The 23,151-nt window shown below is 35.9% G+C and carries 14 protein-coding genes; 6 read left to right on the plus strand and 8 right to left on the minus strand.

Annotation, left to right across the window (positions count from 1 at the left end):
• Window positions 1-335: 335 nt before the first annotated feature.
• Window positions 336-470, minus strand: a complete 135-nt coding sequence (locus F6K54_RS07745; protein ID WP_293076189.1) for a hypothetical protein — start codon at window positions 468-470, stop codon at window positions 336-338.
• Between the two features lie 114 nt (window positions 471-584).
• Between F6K54_RS07745 and glcD the strand changes: the two genes are divergently transcribed.
• On the plus strand, window positions 585-2,063 hold the full coding sequence (gene glcD / locus F6K54_RS07750; RefSeq protein WP_293076191.1) for a glycolate oxidase subunit GlcD: 1,479 nt from the start codon (window positions 585-587) through the stop codon (window positions 2,061-2,063).
• Window positions 2,064-2,908: 845 nt separating this feature from the next.
• On the opposite strand, the gene F6K54_RS07755 is transcribed toward glcD, so the two are convergent.
• The 4 genes from F6K54_RS07755 to F6K54_RS07770 all read right to left on the minus strand — a co-directional run bounded on the left by F6K54_RS07755 (window position 2,909) and on the right by F6K54_RS07770 (window position 5,597).
• Window positions 2,909-3,076: a hypothetical protein gene (locus tag F6K54_RS07755; RefSeq protein WP_293076193.1), complete on the minus strand. Its 168-nt coding sequence runs from the start codon at window positions 3,074-3,076 to the stop codon at window positions 2,909-2,911.
• A complete protein-coding gene (locus F6K54_RS07760) occupies window positions 3,070-4,107 on the minus strand; it encodes a hypothetical protein (RefSeq protein ID WP_293076195.1) in 1,038 nt (345 codons plus the stop codon). Before F6K54_RS07760 ends, F6K54_RS07755 begins: the two co-directional genes overlap by 7 nt.
• A 184-nt stretch (window positions 4,108-4,291) precedes the next feature.
• Window positions 4,292-4,411 carry a PEP-CTERM sorting domain-containing protein gene (locus F6K54_RS07765; RefSeq protein ID WP_293076197.1) on the minus strand — a complete coding sequence of 40 codons (120 nt, stop codon included), beginning with the start codon at window positions 4,409-4,411 and terminating at the stop codon, window positions 4,292-4,294.
• 616 nt (window positions 4,412-5,027) lie between these two features.
• On the minus strand, window positions 5,028-5,597 hold the full coding sequence (locus tag F6K54_RS07770) for a choice-of-anchor W domain-containing protein (RefSeq protein WP_293076198.1): 570 nt from the start codon (window positions 5,595-5,597) through the stop codon (window positions 5,028-5,030).
• A gap of 196 nt (window positions 5,598-5,793) precedes the next feature.
• Between F6K54_RS07770 and F6K54_RS07775 the strand changes: the two genes are divergently transcribed.
• Both F6K54_RS07775 and F6K54_RS07780 read left to right on the plus strand, forming a co-directional pair.
• Window positions 5,794-5,961 carry a hypothetical protein gene (locus F6K54_RS07775; RefSeq protein WP_293076200.1) on the plus strand — a complete coding sequence of 56 codons (168 nt, stop codon included), beginning with the start codon at window positions 5,794-5,796 and terminating at the stop codon, window positions 5,959-5,961.
• Between the two features lie 518 nt (window positions 5,962-6,479).
• Window positions 6,480-8,816, plus strand: coding sequence for a TOMM precursor leader peptide-binding protein (locus F6K54_RS07780; protein ID WP_293076202.1), 2,337 nt, complete (start codon window positions 6,480-6,482; stop codon window positions 8,814-8,816).
• Between the two features lie 239 nt (window positions 8,817-9,055).
• Here the strand turns inward: F6K54_RS07780 and F6K54_RS07785 are convergent, their stop codons facing one another.
• The 3 genes from F6K54_RS07785 to F6K54_RS07795 form a co-directional block, all read right to left on the minus strand.
• Entirely contained in the window at window positions 9,056-9,937 is an 882-nt protein-coding gene (locus tag F6K54_RS07785) for a hypothetical protein (protein ID WP_293076204.1), read from the minus strand.
• A gap of 762 nt (window positions 9,938-10,699) precedes the next feature.
• Window positions 10,700-10,945 carry a hypothetical protein gene (locus F6K54_RS07790; RefSeq protein ID WP_293076206.1) on the minus strand — a complete coding sequence of 82 codons (246 nt, stop codon included), beginning with the start codon at window positions 10,943-10,945 and terminating at the stop codon, window positions 10,700-10,702.
• A gap of 561 nt (window positions 10,946-11,506) precedes the next feature.
• Window positions 11,507-14,032 carry a tetratricopeptide repeat-containing sulfotransferase family protein gene (locus F6K54_RS07795; RefSeq protein WP_293076208.1) on the minus strand — a complete coding sequence of 842 codons (2,526 nt, stop codon included), beginning with the start codon at window positions 14,030-14,032 and terminating at the stop codon, window positions 11,507-11,509.
• Between the two features lie 754 nt (window positions 14,033-14,786).
• Here F6K54_RS07795 and F6K54_RS07800 point away from each other — a divergent pair.
• The 3 genes from F6K54_RS07800 to F6K54_RS07810 all read left to right on the plus strand — a co-directional run bounded on the left by F6K54_RS07800 (window position 14,787) and on the right by F6K54_RS07810 (window position 22,718).
• Complete coding sequence (locus F6K54_RS07800; RefSeq protein WP_293076210.1) at window positions 14,787-14,969, plus strand: hypothetical protein; 183 nt, start codon at window positions 14,787-14,789, stop codon at window positions 14,967-14,969.
• 24 nt (window positions 14,970-14,993) lie between these two features.
• On the plus strand, window positions 14,994-15,134 hold the full coding sequence (locus F6K54_RS07805; RefSeq protein ID WP_293076212.1) for a hypothetical protein: 141 nt from the start codon (window positions 14,994-14,996) through the stop codon (window positions 15,132-15,134).
• A gap of 264 nt (window positions 15,135-15,398) precedes the next feature.
• A complete protein-coding gene (locus tag F6K54_RS07810; protein ID WP_293076214.1) occupies window positions 15,399-22,718 on the plus strand; it encodes a sigma-70 family RNA polymerase sigma factor in 7,320 nt (2,439 codons plus the stop codon).
• Window positions 22,719-23,151: the final 433 nt, after the last annotated feature.

A 23,151-nucleotide genomic window follows, 5' to 3' on the forward strand; every position in this document is an offset into this window, starting at 1 on the left:
GGAATTGATTGACTAAATAATGAAAAAATTTTCTTGTCTCTCCTTGCTCATGAGAGGATTTTTACCTTAATTATTCGGATTTGAATTGTCAGAGTGATTTTTCTGCCTAACTTTTGCCTAAAATACTAACTTTTTGAGCGTTTTAGACGTGATACCAGGCACTTTTTGAGGTCTAAAAAAGGCACTTGTCTTTATATGTCAATGGTTTTAGATTTAATCACCAAGCCCTAATTAATAATTAATAAGTAACTTAAGCAAATCATCTCAATTATTTTTTTCGTCGATCGATCTTCCGAGTAAAAAATTTACGCATAAATACTTGCTCTGATGATTACTCAATCACGGCAGTTATGATTTTCTTCTAAAATTCTGTCTCCTGTCTCCTGTCTCCTGACTCCTTCTTCGGTTGCTACATTTTGTGGTGCGGAATGTGGGGTATAATTAAAAAACCCTAATTTAATACGAGTCACACAAAAACACTATATATAGCAAACAAAAACTATAACGTTACAGATATATAGCGTTTATACCTCATACCTTGTGTAACCCCTAATGAAATTTCAAATGTTATAAATAAAACTAAAATGCTTACTAAAGATAAACAACAAACAAAACAAAATTGGAAACAAATAGCCAAACAATTTGAAGCAGTTGTAGGCAAAAAAGGCGTAGTTCAACGCAAAGAAGAATTATTAGTATATGAATGTGATGGTCTAGCTAGCTATCGTCAACGTCCCGCATTAGTAATATTACCACGCACTACTGAACAAGTCGCAGAAGCAGTAAAAATATGCGATCGCTTAAATATTCCTTGGCTTCCTAGAGGTGCAGGAACTGGTCTTTCTGGAGGAGCATTACCAATAGAAAACTGTGTTTTAATTGTCACTTCATTAATGCAAAAAATCCTGAAAATAGACTTAGAAAATCAACAAGTTGTTGTACAACCAGGAATTATAAATAATTGGGTAACACAAGCGGTTAGTGGAGCTGGTTTTTATTACGCTCCCGATCCTTCCAGTCAAATTATTTGTTCTATTGGTGGAAATATTGCTGAAAATTCTGGGGGTGTTCATTGTCTCAAATACGGTGTGACAACTAATCATGTTTTAGGATTAAAAATAGTTACTCCCGAAGGTTCAATAGTTGATATTGGCGGACAAATTCCAGAGATGCCTGGTTATGATTTAACAGGTTTATTTGTAGGTTCCGAAGGTACCTTGGGAATAGCCACAGAAATTACTCTTAGAATCCTCAAATCTCCCGAATCAGTTTGTGTGCTTTTAGCAGGATTTCCTAATATTGAATCTACCGGACAAACTGTGTCAGATATTATCAGTTCTGGCATTATTCCTGGGGGGATGGAGATTATGGATAATTTCAGTATTAATGCTGTGGAAGATGTGGTCAAAACAAATCTATATCCCCGAAATGCTGCTGCTGTTTTATTAGTAGAATTAGACGGTTTAGAAGTAGAAGTAGATAAAAACAAACAGCGCATCAAAGAAATATGTGAAAAAAACGGAGCTATAGAAATAACTACTGCTAATGAACCAGAAAAAAGGATGAAATTATGGAAAGGACGGAAAGCTGCTTTTGCTGCTGCTGGAAATATTAGTAAAAATTATTATGTACAAGATGGAGTAATTCCTCGGACAAAAATGGCTTATGTTTTAGGTGAAATTGAAGGAATAAGTAAAAAATATGGTTATCGTATTGCTAATGTATTTCATGCAGGGGATGGGAATCTTCACCCATTAGTTTTATATGATGATGCTGTTGAAGGTGCTTTTGAAACTGTGGAAGAAATAGGTGGGGAAATTCTCAAGATTTGCGTAGAAGTTGGTGGTAGTTTATCTGGAGAACATGGCATTGGTTCAGATAAAAAATGTTATATGCCTTTAATGTTTAATGAGACAGATTTAGAAACGATGCAATGGGTAAGAAGTGTTTTTAATCCCAAGGGTTTAGCTAATCCTGAAAAAATATTTCCTACACCTAGAACTTGTGGAGAGTCTGCTAATATTCAGCAGGTTAAACAGTTTCAGGGAGCAGAAGTTTTTTAATTTTTATTTGCCCTAATTAGGGTTTGCTGAAAAAGTCTTTTTTAAGGAGTAGGGGAGTAGGGGAGTAGGGGAGTAGGGGAGTAGGGGAGAATTTTTTTACCCAACTATGCGCTAAAAATGCGCTCCATGCATGAGCATGAAGAGCTGAAAACCATGTACTTTTTCAATACCTAAAAAGGCTAAAACCTTTATCTGGCAATTATTTAAGATTTAATCAGCAAACCCTAATTATAAATATTTTCTAGTGACTAAATCAAAAAACTGTAGATGAAGATAGAGGCTATAAAACATCTTTTTTGTGACGGCAAGTTAGCGTTACTTTTAAAGAAGGGGAGTATGATCTAGCGAGAAATTTTCCACTTCCTACTTCCTCTTTATTTTTCAGTCAGATTACACATAAATATCAACCCCATCTTTATTTTAAATAGATATCAAATGGGTTCTATAAACCTCCTAGTTAACATCTTCCTTCTCTACTCATGCGTATGTCACAATAAGACAATGCAATACAAGTGTGCTTCAGGCGAAAGAAAGAAAAAAAAATCCTTTTAGCCAATTCTCTTCTTTATAAGAAGAGGTAATTATTAATTATTAATTGTTAATTATTAGGCGAAAATACTCTGAAGGTAAGAATTTAACCATATCTTTGACTTCCCAATGTAAATTTTTGTACTCTTCATCCAACCGCCATAAGCAAGTCTACTTAATAGCCGCCAATAAAGCAAAGAATCTCCCATTAAAACTGTGTTTGGTTAATGAGAGATTATTAAAGTATTGCGGTTAGATGTTCTTTTTGGCCTGTGGAAATAGGACTTTAAACCCAAATTTTGGGTCTATCCTAGTTACTAAGAACTACAGTTAGGAATATAAGAATTAGGAGGTGTATAGTTACTATTATCTCGGTCATTCAGCCAATCTGATAATTCTTCTTTTGTGATTGTTGCCTCACTAAATTGTGGGCGAGGTGGAAAGGCAATCATTACTGTCAAAACATTAGGACTATTATTTAGCAAAGACAACTCATTGGTAAATAAGGATAGGGCGGTGAAACATATTCTATATGGATACCATCTTCTGAATTCCACTTTTTCTTGGCAAACGGAAATTCTGTAGAATTTGGTTTCCGTACTATATCCTGGGAATATGCCCAATTTTTGATAGTATCGGCAGTTAGTATTGGTTGAAATAGTCCATCCTCATCGCAATCTGCTTTTTCTGTTACATTAGGACGTTGAGGATAAGGAATAAACACTCTGTAGAAAGGGGGTTGATTCTTTCCTACCTGCTTAATCTCTTCCACAGTCCCTACAAAGCTGTTCCAAACTACCTGAAAACTGAAGAAACAAGACGCTTCATAAGTTGAAATAATGGGATTCTTTAATACTTCTATGTATCGATCGCCTTTTTTGTAATAAGCTTGCCCACAAAGCAACAAATTCAAACAGATATTTCGCCAACTTTCTTGATTTTTCTTGATAATCATTTGACAGTCAGATTTAGTTGCTGAAGATTCAGACTTAGTACGATCTGGCGGTCTATTAGCACTCAGAAATAGTTTCCTAATAATCTTTAATGCTAATACTTTCTCTTCTTTTATTTCAGTCTCTTGGTTACTACTAATTGTTGGGTCTACTAATGATGTCTTTTCATCAATAGTTGCTTCTATTTGATCATCCCTGAGCCATGTCTCAGCAATCAATTGAGATAATTTTCTCGCTGCCAGAAGCCTCCGCAAGGCATGATATTGATTGATAAACATCTTATCATCTAAGCTCTTTTTCTTAAACTTCATCACTGCCTTCATGTCTAATCCCTCATGGGGAAAATTGTCTATTTTTTCACTTCCTATTCCTGGCAACTTTTCTTTTAAATATTTTTTAGTTCCTGTATATACTGTTGTTTTGATTCCGAGATGAGAGTTATCATCTTCTTCCACTAAAAGAATTTGGTATTGAAAATTTTCCCCCTGAGATAAATTTGGGGATAGAACTTCATATCCAGATAATTTTTGATTATTAGTACTATCTAAATCGAAAGGCATCATAAATATTACTACCTCCTCAAATTGTTATTTAATCATCAAAGAAGACCAGTCATTTCAGCTGTCAGTTATCAAAATAATTGGGTCGTGCAACCTCACCTTTTAAGGCCAAATATTTTTGGAGGTTTGCTCAAATCACCGTAATAACTTCTGACTTCTGACTTCTGACTTCTGAGTTCTGACTTCGTCAACCTTTCTGCTGACGACGCAAACTAGCCATTGCTAAACTCACAACACCAACAGAAAATAGTGGCATAGAAATCGGTTCTGGCACTGTTGCTAATTCATCTGCCAATACTTCTCCCATAATCACATCCCCTAGTTTAACTTGAAATGCTAGTTGCGAGCGATGGGGAGCTGTCTTATCTTTAAGGTCTTTAGCATCTCCAGTCCAACTTTGATGTCGGCAAGGGGTCTCCCGTTATACGAATGTTAACGGGAGGGGAATTGCCGACCAACAAATAAACCGCGTAGCGTCCGCTTGAGCGGGATTTTTCGGTAAACCCTTGATGTAGTCTCGAATGATTTGGGCAACAGATAAGTCTTTCCTTTTAGCAGACGCGATTAATTTTTTCATAATTTACTTGATTTACTCGAATTACTACCGGTTTATTTCTTGTCATTGTATGCATATTTGTGTTATGATGATTATATCAGGAGTGGCGGTAATACGCACCTGATAACAGTACATAGAAAACAACATAGAGTATGGGGTTCAATTCAGAAGTTCTAGTCAGCCCGTGAAAAGGTAAAACTCTTGAGGGTCCTAGATGAGTACAGAATTGTTCAGTACAAAAAGGCGGTGGGTCCCATCGTCTCTGTCTGCGGAGGGTTAAGTGGTTGCACTCCCTGTGAAACAGAAAGCCCGCATCCGTGAGGTGGGGAAGCCTACATCATAATCTTTGATTTGATGTAGGAGAACGTCACGTCATAGTTGTTGTACCCTTCAATGTGAAACTCTCCTCTAGATCGGTTAACCATAAATATTGGGAACTATTCCAATAACCACATCCCTCTTCAGAGCAGACAAAACTAGAATTTTCCGCGATCGCCTGACCATTTAGCATTAGATTATCTACCACAACACTATTACCTTGCTTACGAGCTGTTGTGCGGATAAATAGATCGTTAAAAGTATCTGTAATACCATATTCCAAAGTTTTTCCACCAATTTCGTAGGTTAGTGTACTGTCGTCGAATGTCAGAGTGAAATCTTCTCCTTGTCCGCTTACCCAATCAAATCTACGGTACTCAGTGGGAACTATTTGATGGCCATTTTCATTATCGTAATGAATATTAAATTCATGTTCTGCTGCTCCTGATAGGTCTCCAATTCGCCCTTCTGCGGCAACATCTATTGTCGCATCTAGTTCATTAAAAGCTTCTTCGCCATTGATAACACCTCCCAGAGTAAAAGCATTTGCTGAAACTGGCGCTCCTAAAAATCCTATTGTTAATGCTGCTAATGCTAAAAATGATTTGCACTTATTCATCTGCTTTGCTTCTCAAGTTTGTTGTTTCAATTCCAATCTAAGCTACCGAGAAGTCGATCTGCCACTACAATAGTAACAATTTACACAATCTTTAAGGTAAGTTAGGAGCTTAAGTATTAATAGGTAGAAGTCATAATTATCAAAGAATAAGTGTATCTGTAAATATATGTAGTACTGGGTAATAATAATTCAATTCATGTATCAGTATTTACTCCTAATTCTCTGTATAGCAGGAGAAAGAAGGAAGAGGGAAGAAGAAAGAAGAAAGAAGGAAGAGGGAAGAGGGAAGAAGGAAGAGGGAAGAGGAAGGAAGGAAGAAGGAAGAAGGAAAAGTATTACGTTGCCATTGTTGATTTTATTTTGAGAGTCGCAATATTAGGTGTCCCTGGACTCTGCCAATGCTCCATAAATTACCCTTGTAGTGGACTGACACACCTTAAATGGTGTATTAGATTAAATTCAAAAGTCAAAAGTCAAAAGTCAAAAGTAAGAATTTTCAAGTTAAAAGCTAATGCACAGTTTTAGCTGTGTCAGTCTACTGGACTGTTTCATCTTAAATGTTGCATTAGAAAATGGGGTGATGGGGGGATAGGGTGATGGGGGGATGGGGTGACGAAAAAAGCTAATGCACTATTTAGGGTTTGCTGATTAAATCTCAAATAATTACCAGATAAAGGTAAGTGCTTTTTTAGGTATTGAAAAAGTACATGGTTTTCAGCTTTTCATGCTCATGCATGGAGCGCATTTTTAGCGCATAGTTGGGAAAAAATTCTCCCCTACTCCCCTCCTGGGAGGGGTTAGGGGTGGGTCCCCTACTCCTTAAAAAAGACTTTTTCAGCAAACCCTATTTAAGGTGTGTCAGTCTAGTAGAATAAAATTATTTTGGCAAGAAAATTTGACAAATTGACAAATATGCTCAATCAACCTGATTTTAATCCCGCTTACTTAGTTGAAGCCCTAGAACCAGATACCGTATTTTTCATATCTGAAAGAGAATCTGTATGTTTACAAGATCCTCTTTATTATCGTTTAGTTCAGTTAATTGATGGTGAACGTAATGTTGATGAAATTATCGATATTTTGCAATTAGAAATTCTACAAGACCAAGAATTAATACAAGACAATCCTAATTTTTTCCAAGAGATTCTGAATTTTAGTATTAAAATCCAACAAGCTCTATTTCAATTACACAAACAAGGATATCTATTAGAAAAGAATGATTTATTACCGTCTAACTTAGCTATTCTTTGTCATCATCTTCAGATTTCTCATTCCCAAGCTAGTCATCAATTACAATCGACTAAAGTTACTGTCAAAACATTAGGTTCAGCCACAGATGAAGATTTTATTTCCCTGTTAAAATCTTTTCAGATTCAAGTAGCTGAATCAGGAGATTTAACGATTATTCTAACTGACGATTATCTCCACCCTAATTTAGCTGAATTTAATCAACAAGCTTTAGCCTCTCAAACTCCTTGGATGTTAATCAAACCATTAGGAACTATTTCTTGGATAGGACCTTTATTTCAACCTAATCAAACAGGATGTTGGGATTGTTTTGCTCAACGTTGGCGAGATAATCGACCGATTGAAGAGTTTATTAATAGAAAGAAAGAAAAAGCAAAACTTTTAACTTCTCCCCTTGGTTTTTCTCAGGCAACAATCCAAACAACTTTAAATATAGCTGCAACAGAAATTTTTAAATGGATTATCCAAAAAGGCAATCCTAGATTAGCAGGAAATCTGATTACTTATGACCATCTAACTCTACAAACTCAAAACCACATTTTAGTTAAACGTCCTCAATGTCATAGCTGCGGAAATGTATTTAATAAACAACCTTTACCTGTAGTTTTAGGACATCGAAAAAAAGCCTTTACTGCCGATGGCGGACATCGTTTTTGTTCTCCCGAAGAAACTTTGAGGAGATATCAACATCATATTAGTCCGATTACAGGTGTTGTGCGAGAATTAGCAAAAATTCCCAGTCAAGGATTACTTCATACTTATGTAGCAAGACATCATTTTCGTAATGTTTTCAACAATTTAGATAGCTTACGGCAAAATATGGGTGGCAGAAGTGCGGGGAAAGGGAGAACTGATAGTCAGGCAAGAGCAAGTGGTTTTTGTGAGGCGATCGAACGTTATTCTGGGGTGTTTCAAGGAGATGAAATTAGGGAGCAAGGGAGTTATGAAAAATTGGGAGAAAAAGCTATTCATCCGAATCGGTGCATGATTTTTAGTGAGCAACAATATCAAAATCGAAAAGAGTGGAATGTTGAGTGTAAAGGGTGGTTTCAAAAAGTACCGGAACCCTTTGATGAAACGAGGGTAATTGATTGGACTCCTGTATGGTCTTTAACCGCTCAGGAATTTAAATATTTACCTACTGCTTATTGTTACTATGGTTATCCTGAATCTGATTCTTCTGATTTATTAGATTGTTGGGGTGATTCTAATGGTTGTGCGGCGGGAAATACGATAGAGGAGGCAATTTTACAAGGGTTTATGGAGTTGGTAGAAAGAGATTGTGTGGCTTTATGGTGGTACAATCGTTTATCAAAACCTCAAGTGGATTTAGACAGTTTTGAACAGCCTTATTTCCAGCAGTTAAAACAATATTATGAAAGTCTGAATCGGGATTTATGGGTGTTAGATATTACGAGTGATTTGAATATTCCTTGTTTTGCTGCTATTAGTTCGAGAAAGGATAGAGAGGTAGAAGATATTGTGTTGGGATATGGGGCGCATTTTGACCCGGAAATCGCTATTAGTCGGGCGTTAACTGAGGCGAATCAAATATTACCTAATGTAGTATCTTTTCAGGATGATGGCACAACTAATTATCCTCCTTCTGCTGATGTATTAGCACTTAAATGGTGGCAAACTGCAACTTTAATTAATCAACCTTATCTGGTTCCTAATAATGAAGTTATGTCGAAAAAAAGTAGTGATTATTTTCAATTAGCTAGTGACGATCTATTAGAGGATGTTAAATTGTGTCAGGAAATTGTGGAGAAAAATGATATGGAATTATTAGTATTAGACCAGACTCGTAGTGATGTTGGGTTGAGGGTAGCTAAGGTAATTGTTCCAGGAATGCGTCATATGTGGAAGAGATTAGGGTTAGGAAGATTGTATGATGTTCCGGTGAAAATGGGATGCTTGAAAGAGTCTTTAAAGGAAGAGGAATTAAATCCTTTTCCTATGTGGATGTAAATTTTTAGTCAAACTTAAGCACAAATGACTTAGCTCAACGCTTATATAGCAGCAGTTGGCGTTGCTGAATCAAGGTATGAAAAGAAAAACTGAAGAATTTCAAATATTTGTCATTCAATAGTTTAGCAATCGTCAAAAAATACAAATCATACCCAAAATCAGCAACACCTACCAGTCTGGGTTTTGGGAGAGCAATTGTCAGTTATTTAAGCTCACTAACAATTTTTTGTCAAATTTCTTCAAGGTTGCTTACGGTCAAAATAACAGTTTGTGCGACTAACAGTGTAATTTTGTTCTTTTAGCCTTGATTCATTTTTATTTATTATAATATTAGGTATAGTAACTTGCGAATCACGTATATCAGGATGTCTAATTGTAACTGAAACACGATCATTTTTTTCCATCTCAAGTGTGATTCGTCCATCACTATCAATTCCTTTACCTAGAACATTAATTGAATTTCCAGTTCTCATAGATGTTGCCGTAACTGCTGCTGCTTCTATCGGTTTAGTCAAATTTCCCTGGCTTTTCCAGCTACAAAATAAATTTACTGTCACTAAAGAATTTTCTTCTTCTGGATTTGTTGGTTCTAGTTTATCTGGAAAAGTGATTAATCCTTTTCCAACTAGATGAAATGCAAAACCTATCAACCCCAATATTATCGCCATCAACAAAAAAGTCAAGACAGGATGTTGCTTTGGATAGTCTGCAATTGACTTTTTCCAATCATCATTATCATCATTAGGAGGATGAGAATTCATAGGTAATTTCTCCTCAGAATCTAATTCAATAATTGATTTTTGATTACACTCTTCATGTAAAAACGACTCTAAATTTTCAGCAATACCTCTTAATCTATTTACTTGCTCATCACTAATTTTAGAAGATTTTTCTAGTTCAATGTTTATTTCTCTTAGCTGCTTAAAAGCAACTGAGTCTATAGTATTCGTGAACCCCAAATCCTCTATTTTTTTCAAAAGTAATTCTATGACCAGTAAAGTACTATAAGTATCACTATTACCAGTATTATTATCACGTAAAGATTGATTTTTTGTTATGTTTTTAATGAAATGAACTGATGAACCTAAGTATATATAATCTTCAATCGCTCTTTCTTTCATTACTTCCTCTCTTTTTTTACAAAGAGCCTGTAGCCCACAAAATCTTAAATAAATATTAAAAATTTATTGGACTGTAAATATGCCAGAGTTTACTGCTATATTAGTTAGTGTACTCTAAAATTTTTAGAGTACAAGAACTGTACATGAATAACCGCAGTATCCAATCAGCCTATGACAATTGTGTTATTAGGTGGATTGATCTTTTTGGTACTGATACTTGTGTTTCTTACGGAAGAACTAACTTTAAACTGGAAAGCTGGGTCTTCGTTAAACTTCAAGATAGGTCCAAAGGATCGGGCTGATTGTAAACAACAACGAATTAGACTACCTAATAACAAATAAATAGCCTTGAGTTCGTTTCCGAATATTGCCCCGTACTTTTTTAAGTTCGGGGCGCTTTTAATTTAGGTAGGCTTCTATATTTCAGTTTTATGAGAAAAAATAAATAATGTTCGCGAGGTTTATTGTCTTAATTGTCTTAAGCACTTCCTCAAACCTTGGACATTCCGCGGAGAAAGAACAAAAGTTATTGCTGCTCTTCTAACTAGCTAGATTTATACACTTAGTTTGAGTCTAACTCCGTGTGTATAATCTACGTTGTTCACTGAAAAAAGGGTGACTCAACGTAATATATATTTTCAAAATTTGTGAAAAATTTTCAAAGTAGATAAAAATCATGAAACTTTTACCTAATATCTGGTATTTTCTGTTCCAAAAAGCTCTAATACTTGATACTTCATTAAGTCAAAAACTGCGACTTTTTCAGAGATTTTTTGTTAAATAATATAGTAGAGAATATCCCACGAAAAATATCACAGGAAATGCTATCATCAGAATCACTAAACCTAAAGGTACTCCAGAAAATATGATATAGACGAGAATTGCAGTATAAGGAACTAATAAACCTATTCCGGCAAGAGTTAATTTTTTTGGAGTCCATTTAATATCTTTTTTTAGAGGCTTTTGAAGCATTTTTGCATCTTTACCTTTTAAAATCTTTCTTCCCATAAACTACTCCTTATATTAAAAATGACGATACTTTTCAATGTAATTTAGTTTGATTTTAACTAGGGTTTGCTGATTAACTATCAAAGCATTGACTGATATTGGTTGTAGCCTTATGATACCAATTTGATAAATGTTTACTACAAATAGCTAGGCTATTTCTTAGAAGTCATAATTCTGAATTTTGAATTCGTATGGGAATAGCTTCAATACCAGTTTTTAGGTCGTAAATTCTCTTTTGTCTCAAAGGGACATTTCCGGCAAAATCTTTTTATTACACTTATTATTCGTAACATTCTTTTTTCACGCTTGGTATGAGATTCCCAAAAAGTACGCTTGTTTTAGTCTAAAACGTTCAAAAAAGAGCGCATTTTGGGCAAATCTAGGACAGAAAAATTGAGGGACAATTCTTACTTCTACCTCCTCACTCATTCCCATTTCTCCTGTCTTCCCCTCCTGGGAGGGGCGAGGGGTGGGTTGTCTCCTGTCTCCTACCTCCTACCCCTACTAAAAGACTTTTTCAGCAAACCCTAACTATTCTACAAAACTGAAGCAAGTTAAATTTTATTCCCAATCAAAATTCATTCCTAAATATTCCTCTAACCTCTGATTATGAGGTTTAAAATATTCACTCAACCTCTGGCGCATTTCATTACTTATTGGTGAATAAGAACCAGGGTTTAACTTTCTATATTCTGACAGTTGATGTTCTGGCAGTTCTAAAAATTCAAAAACTTGTTTCATTGTTTCTACAGGTTTTTCATAAAGGTTTTCTCCTTTTAAAATCAGTAGTTGTTCTCTGGGAAAAACTGCTAACCATTTATTGATAAATTCTATATAAATACCACGCCCTATATAGTTACCTGGTTGCTGCCAATAATTTTTGTCTCCCTCTGGTTTTTCGGGATTTTTTCTGAGTATTTCTAACTCGGAATTTATGGCTGTTTCAAAGGAGCGGTTTTCCCAATTTAGTCTAATCCAATGATGGTATTGAGAGAAGGCTCTATCTATAGGATTTCTCAATATTACTAATAGTTTAACTTCTGGAAATACATTATATATTCGCTCGGCAGCTTGATAATTTTCTAGATAGTTAGGGGTTGCTTCTCCGGTGATGAAATTTTCTGATTTAGGAATTGGAGGAAAGTGGGCAAGATACCAATTAATTCCTTTGTTGAAGTCTCGATACCAAAAATGTGTTTCTTTTTTTATTGCTGGTATAACATGGGGGTTTTGAGCGATATAATTTTCTAGTGAAGTTGTACCACTTTTTTGAGCGCCAATAATAATAAAATTAGGACCTTTGGCATTTTTTAAGTTCCAATGTTGTTTAACAAAGGAGGGATTAAGTTGAAGGGTTTTGTTGTAGGAGGCGGTTTGATAATTTTTGATTGCTGCATCTAGGTTTCCTGTTGCTGTGAGAATTTCTCCGAGGTTAATGTAAGACCAAATACTGTCTTGGTTTTCTTTAGTAATTTTTTGAAATAATTCTAATATTTGCTGGAGCTTTCCTTGTTTAATAATAAAATTTAATAAGTTTGAATAGAAGAAGAACCAAGGATATTCAGGTTTTAGTTGAATGGCGTTTATGTAAGTTGTTATGGCTTTGTCGAATCTCTGAAGTTTGAAGAATATGTTGCCTAGTTGATAGTGATGACGGAAATTTTTGGGATTTTTGTTGATGGTATTTTGGCAGTTAGTAAGTTCCTGGTCTAGTTGATTTTTTTTGTTTTCTAGTTGAGTCAGTTTGTTAGTAATTTCTGGATTATTTTGCTGAATTTGCAAGCCGATATTATAAATTATTATTGCTGCATTAAATAAGTTTTTATGTCCTAGTATATTTCCTAATTTTAAGTAAAATTCTGGTGCTTCTGGCTGAATTGATAATTCTTTAATGGTGCTGGATTTTTGTTGGTGGGGATTTTGAATAATCTGGGAATAATGGTGAATAGTTTCTGATAAATTTGATTGAGATTGTTGTTCGAGAGCATATCCTAATTTTTCATGGATGTTTGACAAATATTGATTAATTTTAAAGGCATAAAGAAAAGCTACTACTGCTTCATTCCACCTTTGTAACTTGATGAATGTTTCTCCTAAACTGTAGTAAGACCAGAGAAAATCTGGATTTAATTGAATAGCTTGATGGTAAGCAAGGATAGCTTTATCTAATTCTTCTTTTTCTTGAAAAATATTTGCTAATTTATGATGAACCACCCAAGTTTCAGGCTGTAATTCTATGGCTTTTCGATAAGCAGTAATTGCTGCATCTAAATTTTTTTGATTGACTAAAGCATCTCCAAGGCAATGATAAGTAACAGCAGCTTCAGGGTTTAGTTGAAGTGCCTGTTGATAAGAGGAAATTGCTTTTTTCCACTTCTGAATATTAGCGAAAGCTTTGCCTAAGCTGTGATGAGACCAGGAAAATTTTGGATTAAGTTGAATAGCTTTTTGGTAGTTTAATATAGCTTCTTGCCAATTTGATTCGCCACTATAAATTTCTCCTAAATTATGATGTGCTTGGGATAGATTTGGATTTAACTTAAGTGCTTGTTCATAACAAGCGATCGCCTCTTTTTTTTGCTCGTACTTTAATAGATTTTTTGCCAATTTCAGATATTCTAAATCTGTCGCCCATTCTGGTTTTAAATTCAGTGCTTGATACCAACAAGAGGCAGCTAATTCTGGCTTATCAATTTGATGCCATATTTCTGCTAAGGCACCATAAGCACTGGCAAAATTTGGTTGTAGTTTGGTGGCTATTTCGTAGCAGATAATAGCTTTATGCCACTGCTGTTGTTTGACATAAATTTTCCCTAAATTTGCATGAAGTTCAGCTAGATTTGGTTGTTTTTCCAGAGCTTTTTTATACCAATCAATAGCTGAATCTAAGACATCTATTTTTCCCATGATTTTTCCTATGGTATTGCTAGCAGGTACAAAATCTGGAACTAATTCTAAAGCTTTTAAGCAAGCGTTATAAGCCTTTTCAAATTCCTCTTGATTGAGATAAAATTCTGCTTGTTGGTTTAGTTGTAATGCTATTGTTTCTGGGTTTTCCATTAAGTTAATATTTCCTGCTAAAGTCATTTATAATTAGGGTTTGCTGATTAAATATCGCGCTTATTGACTGATATTGGTTTGAGCAATTTTAGATCTGTAAAAAGTGCGAGGTTTTAGGTGGTAATGGTTCAAAAATTCAGGATTTTGCTCAAGAGTTGGGCAGAACAATCTTGGGAAAATTCTTACTCCTACCTCCTCGAAATTCCCATTTCTCCTGTCTCCTGTCTCCTGTCTCCTGTCTCCTACCTTCACCCATAAGACTTTTTCAGCAAGCCCTAAGTATTGCTTTTCCTAACCTATAGGAACTTTGCATACAACGTCCTTACATTGTAATTAATTAATGTGACTTGATATTAGCCAGTTACCGAATAATTAATAATTAATAATTAATAATTAATAATTAGGGTTTGCTGAAAAAGTATGAGTGGTAAGAGTAGGAAGACCGAGTCAGAATCAGTGAATTCAGGAGGAATCGGGAATTATAGAGGAGGTAGTTGGAAGAATCATCCCTTAATTTTTCTGCCATAATCTACCCAAAATACGCTCATTTTTGAACCGGAACTACCTAAAAGCTAGAACTTTTTGATACCTAAAAATCTTCAAACCTTTATGTGTAAAGACTTTGAGATCTAACCAGCAAGCCCTAATTAAATAATTCACGCCTTGAAGCCTCCCCTTTTAAGGGTAAAAAAAGAAATAATATCTCCTTATATTCAATCAAGAGCGGTTTTAACCAGAGGTAATTATCAATTATCAATTATCCATTATCCATTATCCATTAATGAAATTTTCCTTTCAGCCTTCTGCCTTCTTCAATGATGGGAATATGAACAAAAATAATGTTACTCAATTAATCCAAGTTTCAAATAGTCCTTTAAGTTTAATTGATGACAAAAGTATTTTTCAAATAATTAACAACCGTAATTTTACTATTGTCTATCAAAAGTTAGATCCGGTAGGATGATACTAGACTTTTGTAATAACTCCCATGATTCTAACTACTTCAGTAGATATTCCATTTCTCATCACAACTCTCAGACAACATTTAGGACTATCTAATTCTCAGTTTGCCAAATACTTAGGTATGGCATTCCAAATTGTCAATATACCTCTGGTGAAAAAGATATAGATTTGTTGTAGGAGTAGGCAACAGGCAACAGGCAACAGGTAAGATATTTTCACGCAAAAGGCACGAAAAAGGAGTTTTTAGGGTTAATTTTTCGTATCCTTAGCCTGCTCTAATTAAAAGGTTTATTTATTTTCCGGAGATGTTTAATAGATAAGGAAGTTGTAGACTTCTCACCTATTGGATTAATTTTCAATTTAGGACAGTTACATGAAATACCTACACATCTGTCAAAAGCATAAATTTTTATCAATTAATAGTATCTAAATGCAGAAGCGCTACCTAAAACTAGAAGATTTGCAAAATGCCGATAGTCAACAGGGAATAGCAAATATTTTTGGAAAACTGGGCTACAAGACAACAGTAGAACCACTAAGTTTAGCAGAATTAGAATTACCAACTAGAAGCTTTGAAGTGGTGAAAGATGCTTATCTCATTGCAGATATAGGCAATGGAGAATTGCAAATATTGTTATTTCAACTTACAGATAAAGAGTTCAATTCTTGGGAAACAGCTAAGAGTAGAATGAGGGCGATCGCTGAAAGTTTATGTCAACGTCCTTCTAGATTTTTACTACTTGCAACTAAAGATTATAAACAACTTTTATTAGTCAGCCCCCAGCCTACTTATGATGATGATTGGAAGCTAAAAGTTAAGAGCAAATTTTTGCAGATAGACCTGACTAATCCAACTTTTCAGCAGCTAAATACACTCGAAAAAATCGCAGTCTTTAACCGAGAAATAGAAACAATTCCTCAAACTCAGTATCAAGCATTAAAAGATAGCATTTTTTTTCAAAAGAAAGGTAAAAATAATCGAAATGATGTAGATATACTTCGTTTATACCTACGAGAAATAGGTAAATTCAAACTATTAACTGCTGAGGAGGAATTTGAACTAGGATTTCAAGTTACAGATTTACAAAAACTAGAAAAAATCAGGAAAAAATTAGAGCAATCTTTGGAGCGAAAAACTCTGGATGATGAGTGGGCTAAAGCTGCAAAGTTGGAATTGCCAGAGCTAAAAAAATGCCTACTTCAAGGTCTAAAAGCCAAGGAAAAGATGATAGTTTCTAATCTCCGCTTGGTAGTTAATATTGCTAAAAAATATCAAAATATAGGTGTAGAATTTTTAGATTTAATTCAGTCAGGAAATTTAGGATTAATCACAGCAGTTGAAAAATTTGAACCAGACAAGGGCTATAGGTTTTCTACTTATGCTTACTGGTGGATTCGTCAAGGTATTACACGGGCAATTTACAATCATGGGCGGACTATTCGTTTACCTGTTCATCTTGAGGGAAAAATTTATCAAATTAAGAAAACCACTAGACAACTATATAAACAAAAAAGACGACAACCAACTAAAAATGAAATTGCTACAGAACTGGAATTAAGTGTAGAAAATCTGCAAGATATTCTATACTATGCTCAACCTATAAAATCCTTAGATGCAAAAATAGGCAGTGAAGAAGAATCTACATTAGGAGAGTTTATTTCATCTGATGGGAAAACTTTAGGAGAAAAAATAGAACAGACTTGTTTGAAAGAAGATATAGAAAAAGTTTTACACTGTTCTCTCAGCAAACGGGAACGAGATGTTATTAAAATGCGATTTGGATTAGATGATGGTTGTGAGAATACTTTACAGCAAATCGGGGATAAATTTAATGTTAGCAAGGAAAGAATTAGGCAAATTGAGGAAAAAGCTCTGAAGAAACTGAGAAGTCAAAATATCCGAAGTTTTTTAGTGGATTATCTTTACTCTAAAAAAGTTAATATCAATCGGGAAAAACATCCCATATTTGAGCATATTCAGTCTACCTCAATCAAAAAAAATATTAATGTTAATCCTCAGACTAGCACCAATAATAATTTTCCTCAAAAACTTAATCAAAAAGGAGATTTAATTGCCACATATATTTTACAAAAAACCGCCTTAACTCAAGAAATAGTGGGAGTTATTTCGTCAAATACTGACTGCATTAATACCAATCAAAATCTACTGAATTATGAAAAAATTGACCATAAAGATAATAATTTGAAAGTTAATAAAATCAGGGGATATATTCAAACTATGCCAAATAATTATACTGACTTACAAAAACAATTTGAATCTTTGCAAAATAGCTTTTATGAGTTCCGAAATCAACTACTTAAAGTAGCTGAATCTTTAGGAGTATCGCCTCAGCCACAGTGGGATAAAATTGTTTCTATTTCCGAACTAGAATCTTTGCTCGAAACTGTTGGGAAAGCAGAAGAAAAACAGAGTCGAATAATGCAAGTTAGACAGGAAGCATTAACAGTTTTGGAAAAGGTTTTAAGACTATATCATCAAAATAATAACGATTTTCAGCCTTTAGTAGAATGTCAGGAAAAAGCCCAAGAACTTAAACAACAAATATTGGGAGGTGAAGTAGATGCAGAAACTCAAGTTTTGACTGAGAAAACTCGTCCTTTTTCGCAACTTTTGGAACTAATTTCAGAACGGGAATCTCAAGACTATCAGCATTTAGCTGAACTACAGGCAGCCGTTAGTACCGCGTTTGGAATGCCTTTAGCTATGGCGATATTAACAGGGAATATCCTTTTCCAAGAAAAAGCAAAAGAAGAGCAAAAACAAATTGTTGAATCACAATCAGAAGATGAGGACTTTGTCAAGATACATTCTCCAGAAAAAGTAATACCATCAAAAGAGAATGCGATCGCTCCACCTCCTATAAAAGATTCACTCTCGCAACCAACTGTTGAACCTATCCCACAAAAAGCACCAGTAGAGACAGCAACACCATTACCAAGCACGGAAGCGCCAGAGGAAATAGAAGCCGAACAATCTATTGACAACTACTCCCCAGAAAATATCGCTCCACCTCCCATAGAAGATTCACTCTCGCAACCAACTGTTGAAGTCATCCCAGAGAAAGCACCAGTGGAGACAGTAACTGCATTACCTAACATAGAAGTAGCAGAGGAAACTGTAGCGAAAGAGGAAATAGAAACAGAAGCACCTATTTACAACTTCTCAGCAGAAGATACAGCAGAAGCGATCGCTAAATCTATTAAAAATGATACCAACGAAAAAAACTCTACAGCTTTGCGGGATTTAATTTGGCAACTAATCCGCGAACAACAACTAAGCTTTGCTTATCATTTAGCTTCTGCGGTGGAACAACAGTATCCCACACTAGACCCACATTTACCATCATGGTTAATTCGAGCATTAGCTCTAAGTCAGCACTTGCGTTCCCAAGTTGGAGAAATTGCCTATCGGCTCAAATACGATTTCAGTAGTGATAGTGAGAGTCTGGAAATATCTGAGAAAAACCAATGGAATCAAGCAGTAATGTTATTGTTAGCAGCAACTGCACTACGTCCAGCGTTACTAGCTCCCAATACTGGTGCTTCTAACATCCTTCACCAACTTCGTTTAAGAGGACTCGAAGAATTTTACAACTATTGTCAAATAGTAGCTAAATACGGAGACCAACATCTAGCACTAGAACCAAGTATTCTAAAAAAAGCCACAGATCGAGCTAGTTGGCAAAAAGCTTCAGATGAATTGCATGAAAAAATTGAGTATTGGTGGTCTCAAGCACCGCAACAAGACATGATTTACGGACGAGCTAAGAAAGTTTGGCTTCAGTGGCTCAAACCTCAAGAGTTACTCCACGAGTTGTTGTTTCCAATTTTGCAAAAGGATTTGAGCAAACTGGCAATACTCCAAGAGGAGGTTCAGAGATTATCTGATAATTCCCAGCTAGATGAGGAAGTTGCTCGGATGGACCGTCAAATCTATCGTTACAACTCTAATACAGCAATTAAAGGCAAAAGTCTGCTTCAACTTCGTACTCGCGTCCGTGAAATAGTTTATCTAGTCCAGGAATGGATCGAATTGCAAGAGTCACGACCAGGAGCAAAGCAGAAAAAAGACTATATTCAGAATCAAGCAGAACAGTTAAGAAAGCAAGTTTGGAGTTGTCAAGAAGCTGTTCTCAAAGAATTAGATGCTTGGGAACAGAAAAAATTACCAGTATTTTTACTAGCTGGAATTTCCTGCTGTAGAAAAGCAGTTGAAGACATCCGACACCTTTTCGATCCAGACATACCCCTAACAATGGGAAATCCTAACCCAAGACATATCCTTCATGCTCCACTATTAAAAATTCCGTCTTTTTCGATGAATGAAGAGTGGGAACTAGATGTTTTCAATACCGAAGAAAGAATTGAGAGAATTGTCGAAACCATTGCCAATGGTAGTGGTACTTGGCAACAAGCATTCCAAGAACGTTGCCAACAACAAGACCATGAAGCGACAGAACGAATTATTGAGTATCTTCAAGTTAATCCTTCCGAGTCAATTAATATTGAACGACTCAAACAGGAACGAGAGCGACAAATTAGTAATTGTCGTAATTATTTGAGAGGAGCGATCGCTCAAACGAGCAAACAGGTTGAAAATGCAGTAGTGTCTGGTTTGCTCCGAGAAACTGAACGTTCTGATTATGTGGCGCAGATTGAAAACATCGAAAATACGATAGAGTCAACACTCCGGTTTTCGGAAAAGTTGGATTTGCTGAAAAACATAGATAAAGTAATTCAAGATAAGCGTTTAGAAGAGACTGAGGAGGTTAGGCAAAAACTTAATAATCTTGATTTAGAACCAGAAAATTATAGCTATGTCCGCATTTCCAAAGTTTTAGAACAAGGTGATATTTTTACAGCTAATGAATACATTGATAAAGTAAGGGATGGTCGTCCTCTTCCTCCCGAAGAGACTGAGAGTGGAAATACTTTTAAAGACTTCCTGGATAAATACCCCGATCTAAAAGATGAAATGGATAAGGCATTAAAATCTCGTAGACCAAAACGAGAACTGATTGACAATGTGAAAAAAGGCAGAAATATTGGGGTACTACAGATGCCAGATGGCGAACAAGCTCAACAAGCTTCAGAAATGCTCAAGACTTGGTTAAGTGTCAAAGGAAAAAAACAACCCGAACCAGAAGATATAAGAAAAATCCTGCTGCCTCTTGGTTTCAATATCATTAAACTTGACACTAAGCAGACAGGGCAATATACCTGGATAAATATTGAGACTGAAAGCATAGAAGATAGAAATCGTTGCCCTCTACCTGCTTACGGTTCCGACGCCAAAGGACACTACCCCATCCTTCCTGTAAGAGAGACCACTGCAGAAGGTATTCTCAATGCTATTGGAGAGAACTTTCAGGGTTCACCTATAATAGTATTGTGTTTTGGGCAAATGAGTTTAGAGAAACGTAGAAACCTAGCCTGTTTGTGTCGGCAGCGTTTGCGTACCTTAATTGTTATCGACGATATCTTGATGTTTTACCTATGCACTCAACCAGGTGCCCGTTTACCAGTATTGTTTAATTGTGCCTTACCTTTGACATGGCTAGAACCTTATACAATCACTTTTGTGCCACCAGAAATGTTTTATGGGCGGGAGAGAGAGCAAAGTTCCATAATTAATCCAATGGAGTCTTGTTTTATTTATGGTGGTCGGCAGTTGGGTAAAACAGTTTTGCTGCGCCACGTTGAACGAACTTTTCATAAACCGAATGAAGGAAAAATAGCACTGTGGATCGATCTTAAAAGCAGAGGAATTTGTTACGACAAACATATAGACGAGATTTGGAATCTATTAGCAATAGAATTTAAACGTCTGGGTGTAGTTCCAGCGACTAAATCTGTCTCCGTTAAAGCAAGTGAACTACTCGAACAAATCAAAACCTGGTTAGAGGGTGATGAAAAACGACGCATTCTACTATTGCTAGACGAAGCAGATAGATTTCTTGAAAGTGATGGGAAGAGGAGTACAGATGATAGTCAAGGAGACTTTATTCGCTCTGCTCGTTTGAAAGGATTAATGGATCAAACAAATCGCCATTTTAAGGTTGTTTTTGCTGGTTTACACAATGTGCAGCGCACCACAAGGTTAGAAAATCATCCTTTGGCTCATTTGGGAGAAGCCATCTGTATCGGTCCTCTGCTAAATAATGGAGAAGTTCGGGAAGCAAGAGCTTTAGTTGAACGACCATTGGCGAGTCTTGGGTATTATTTTGATTCTCCTGAGCTAGTCACTCGGATTTTATCTCAAACGAATTACTATCCTAGTTTAATTCAACTATACTGCCAACAGTTGCTGAAACATATTAATAACCCTGATTTTGTAACTTTTGATCAGAAAACAACCCCACCCTACATAATTACGTCTGAGCAAGTTGATGAAGCTTATCACAATCTGGATTTGCGAAAGGAAATCCGCTATCGCTTTATGTTAACGCTAGGACTGGATGAACGCTACAAGGTAATTGCTTATGTCATTGCCTATAATTGTTTGGAAAATAAAGAAGGTAAAGCGGATGGTTTTCCGGTGTCTTGGATTAGGGAGGAGGTGTTAACTTGGTGGCACAAGGGATTTCAAGGTTTATCATCTGATGAAATGCGAGTTTTGTTGGAAGAAATGGTGGGATTAGGAGTTTTACGTTCCACCAATGAGGGTCGTTGCTTCACCCTCAGAAATACTACTAATGTTCTACGACTTATGGGAACTCCAGAAGAGATTGAGACAGCTCTCATTGAACCCCGCGAGCTTCCACCAGAATACGAACCTGCCACTTTTCGCGCTCCTCTGAAGGATGCTAAAAATGACCCCAGGAGAAGTCCTTTAACGGTTCAACAGGAGTCAGAACTGCGTCGGAGTAGCAACAAGGTTTCTATTATATGTGGTTCTTCTGCTACTGGTTTTGACGATTTACCAGTTTTCCTCAAGTCAGGGTTCGATAATAAATTTTTTCGCTATTTAGAGAACTGTTCCAATCAAACTGATTTTAGCAAACGCTTACATAGTTGGATTCACAACCGCAACAAATATGGTACAACACTGATTGTTGTCTCCTCTTCATGTTCTTGGACTAAGGATTGGATTGATGAAGCAACACAAAAAGTGGGACGATTGATATCAGAAGAAAGGTTTGTCCGAATTGTTTTCATTACTAATCCTCAAAAAGCGTGGCAGTTAGTCAATCAAAGTTTGATTTGGGATTGGTTTAAGGATATAACTGTTAGTCTCAAACCTTGGCATGATGTTGCATTGTGGCAATGGTTAGAAGATTGTAGTTTTCCCAGTAAAAAACAAGTCAGGGAAAAAATTACTAATGTCACCGGAAATTGGTCGTTTCTGCTGCAAAAGTTCTATAAACTAGCAAATTCTGAACCTAGTCGATGGCAAGATGCTTTAGATAATTTGGAACAGCAGTTAAAAACTACTGAATTTGCAAAGGAGGTATATCTATCAATGGGATTTGATGATTCCCAACCTCAACGACAACAAGTGTTGAAAATTTTAGCCGAATTAGAGGAAGCATCAGTTGAGGATTTAATCTTACTCGCTGAGGATAAGAACATTTCCCCAGAAATGATCGACAAAACTCTCCAGTGGGCAGATTTACTCAGTCTCGCTACCCCCGTCGGTAGCAAAAAGGATGGAAAAAACTACTGGCGAGTTGACCCTGTTGTGGGACGTATCTTGCAGGCAATAGTTATAGATCGCTTTGTTGCATGAAAGTAGCGATATAGCTGCTGCACTTGCTGCGCATATGTACTTCATAACGCACGGAAACTGCTGTAACTATTGTCCAATAGATCGATAAAACATCAACTGCTGTAACTATTGTCCAATAGATCGATAAAACATCAACTGCTGTAACTATTGTCCAATAGATCGATAAAACATCAACTGCTGTAACTATTGTCCAATAGATCGATAAAACATCAATCTATGGAAAATCTATGAAATCGGAGTAATATAATTCCGTCGATCTTATACATACAATGGTTAGGAGCGAATGCCATTTGCGTTCCGCAAAGCTCCGCTTTATATGTTGCGGAGCAAAACGCCCCTATAACATAGACTCTTATCTTTGAATGCTGAATAACACCTGTTAATTTTGTTTTACTAAGTATATTCCCGCAATAGCCTATGAGGGTTTTTAAGC

Source organism: Okeania sp. SIO3B5 (assembly GCF_010692555.1).
Taxonomy (GTDB): Bacteria; Cyanobacteriota; Cyanobacteriia; order Cyanobacteriales; family Microcoleaceae; genus Okeania.

Bases quoted from the DNA above. Each gene is read 5' to 3' on its own strand.
- glcD (WP_293076191.1), top strand. From the start codon at position 585: ATGCTTACTAAAGATAAACAACAAACAAAACAAAATTGGAAACAAATA.
- F6K54_RS07760 (WP_293076195.1), bottom strand. From the start codon at position 4,107: ATGATGCCTTTCGATTTAGATAGTACTAATAATCAAAAATTATCTGGA.
- F6K54_RS07765 (WP_293076197.1), bottom strand. From the start codon at position 4,411: ATGGGAGAAGTATTGGCAGATGAATTAGCAACAGTGCCAGAACCGATT.
- F6K54_RS07770 (WP_293076198.1), bottom strand. From the start codon at position 5,597: ATGAATAAGTGCAAATCATTTTTAGCATTAGCAGCATTAACAATAGGA.
- F6K54_RS07775 (WP_293076200.1), top strand. From the start codon at position 5,794: ATGTATCAGTATTTACTCCTAATTCTCTGTATAGCAGGAGAAAGAAGG.
- F6K54_RS07785 (WP_293076204.1), bottom strand. From the start codon at position 9,937: ATGAAAGAAAGAGCGATTGAAGATTATATATACTTAGGTTCATCAGTT.
- F6K54_RS07790 (WP_293076206.1), bottom strand. From the start codon at position 10,945: ATGGGAAGAAAGATTTTAAAAGGTAAAGATGCAAAAATGCTTCAAAAG.
- F6K54_RS07795 (WP_293076208.1), bottom strand. From the start codon at position 14,032: ATGACTTTAGCAGGAAATATTAACTTAATGGAAAACCCAGAAACAATA.
- F6K54_RS07800 (WP_293076210.1), top strand. From the start codon at position 14,787: ATGAAATTTTCCTTTCAGCCTTCTGCCTTCTTCAATGATGGGAATATG.
- F6K54_RS07805 (WP_293076212.1), top strand. From the start codon at position 14,994: ATGATTCTAACTACTTCAGTAGATATTCCATTTCTCATCACAACTCTC.
- F6K54_RS07810 (WP_293076214.1), top strand. From the start codon at position 15,399: ATGCAGAAGCGCTACCTAAAACTAGAAGATTTGCAAAATGCCGATAGT.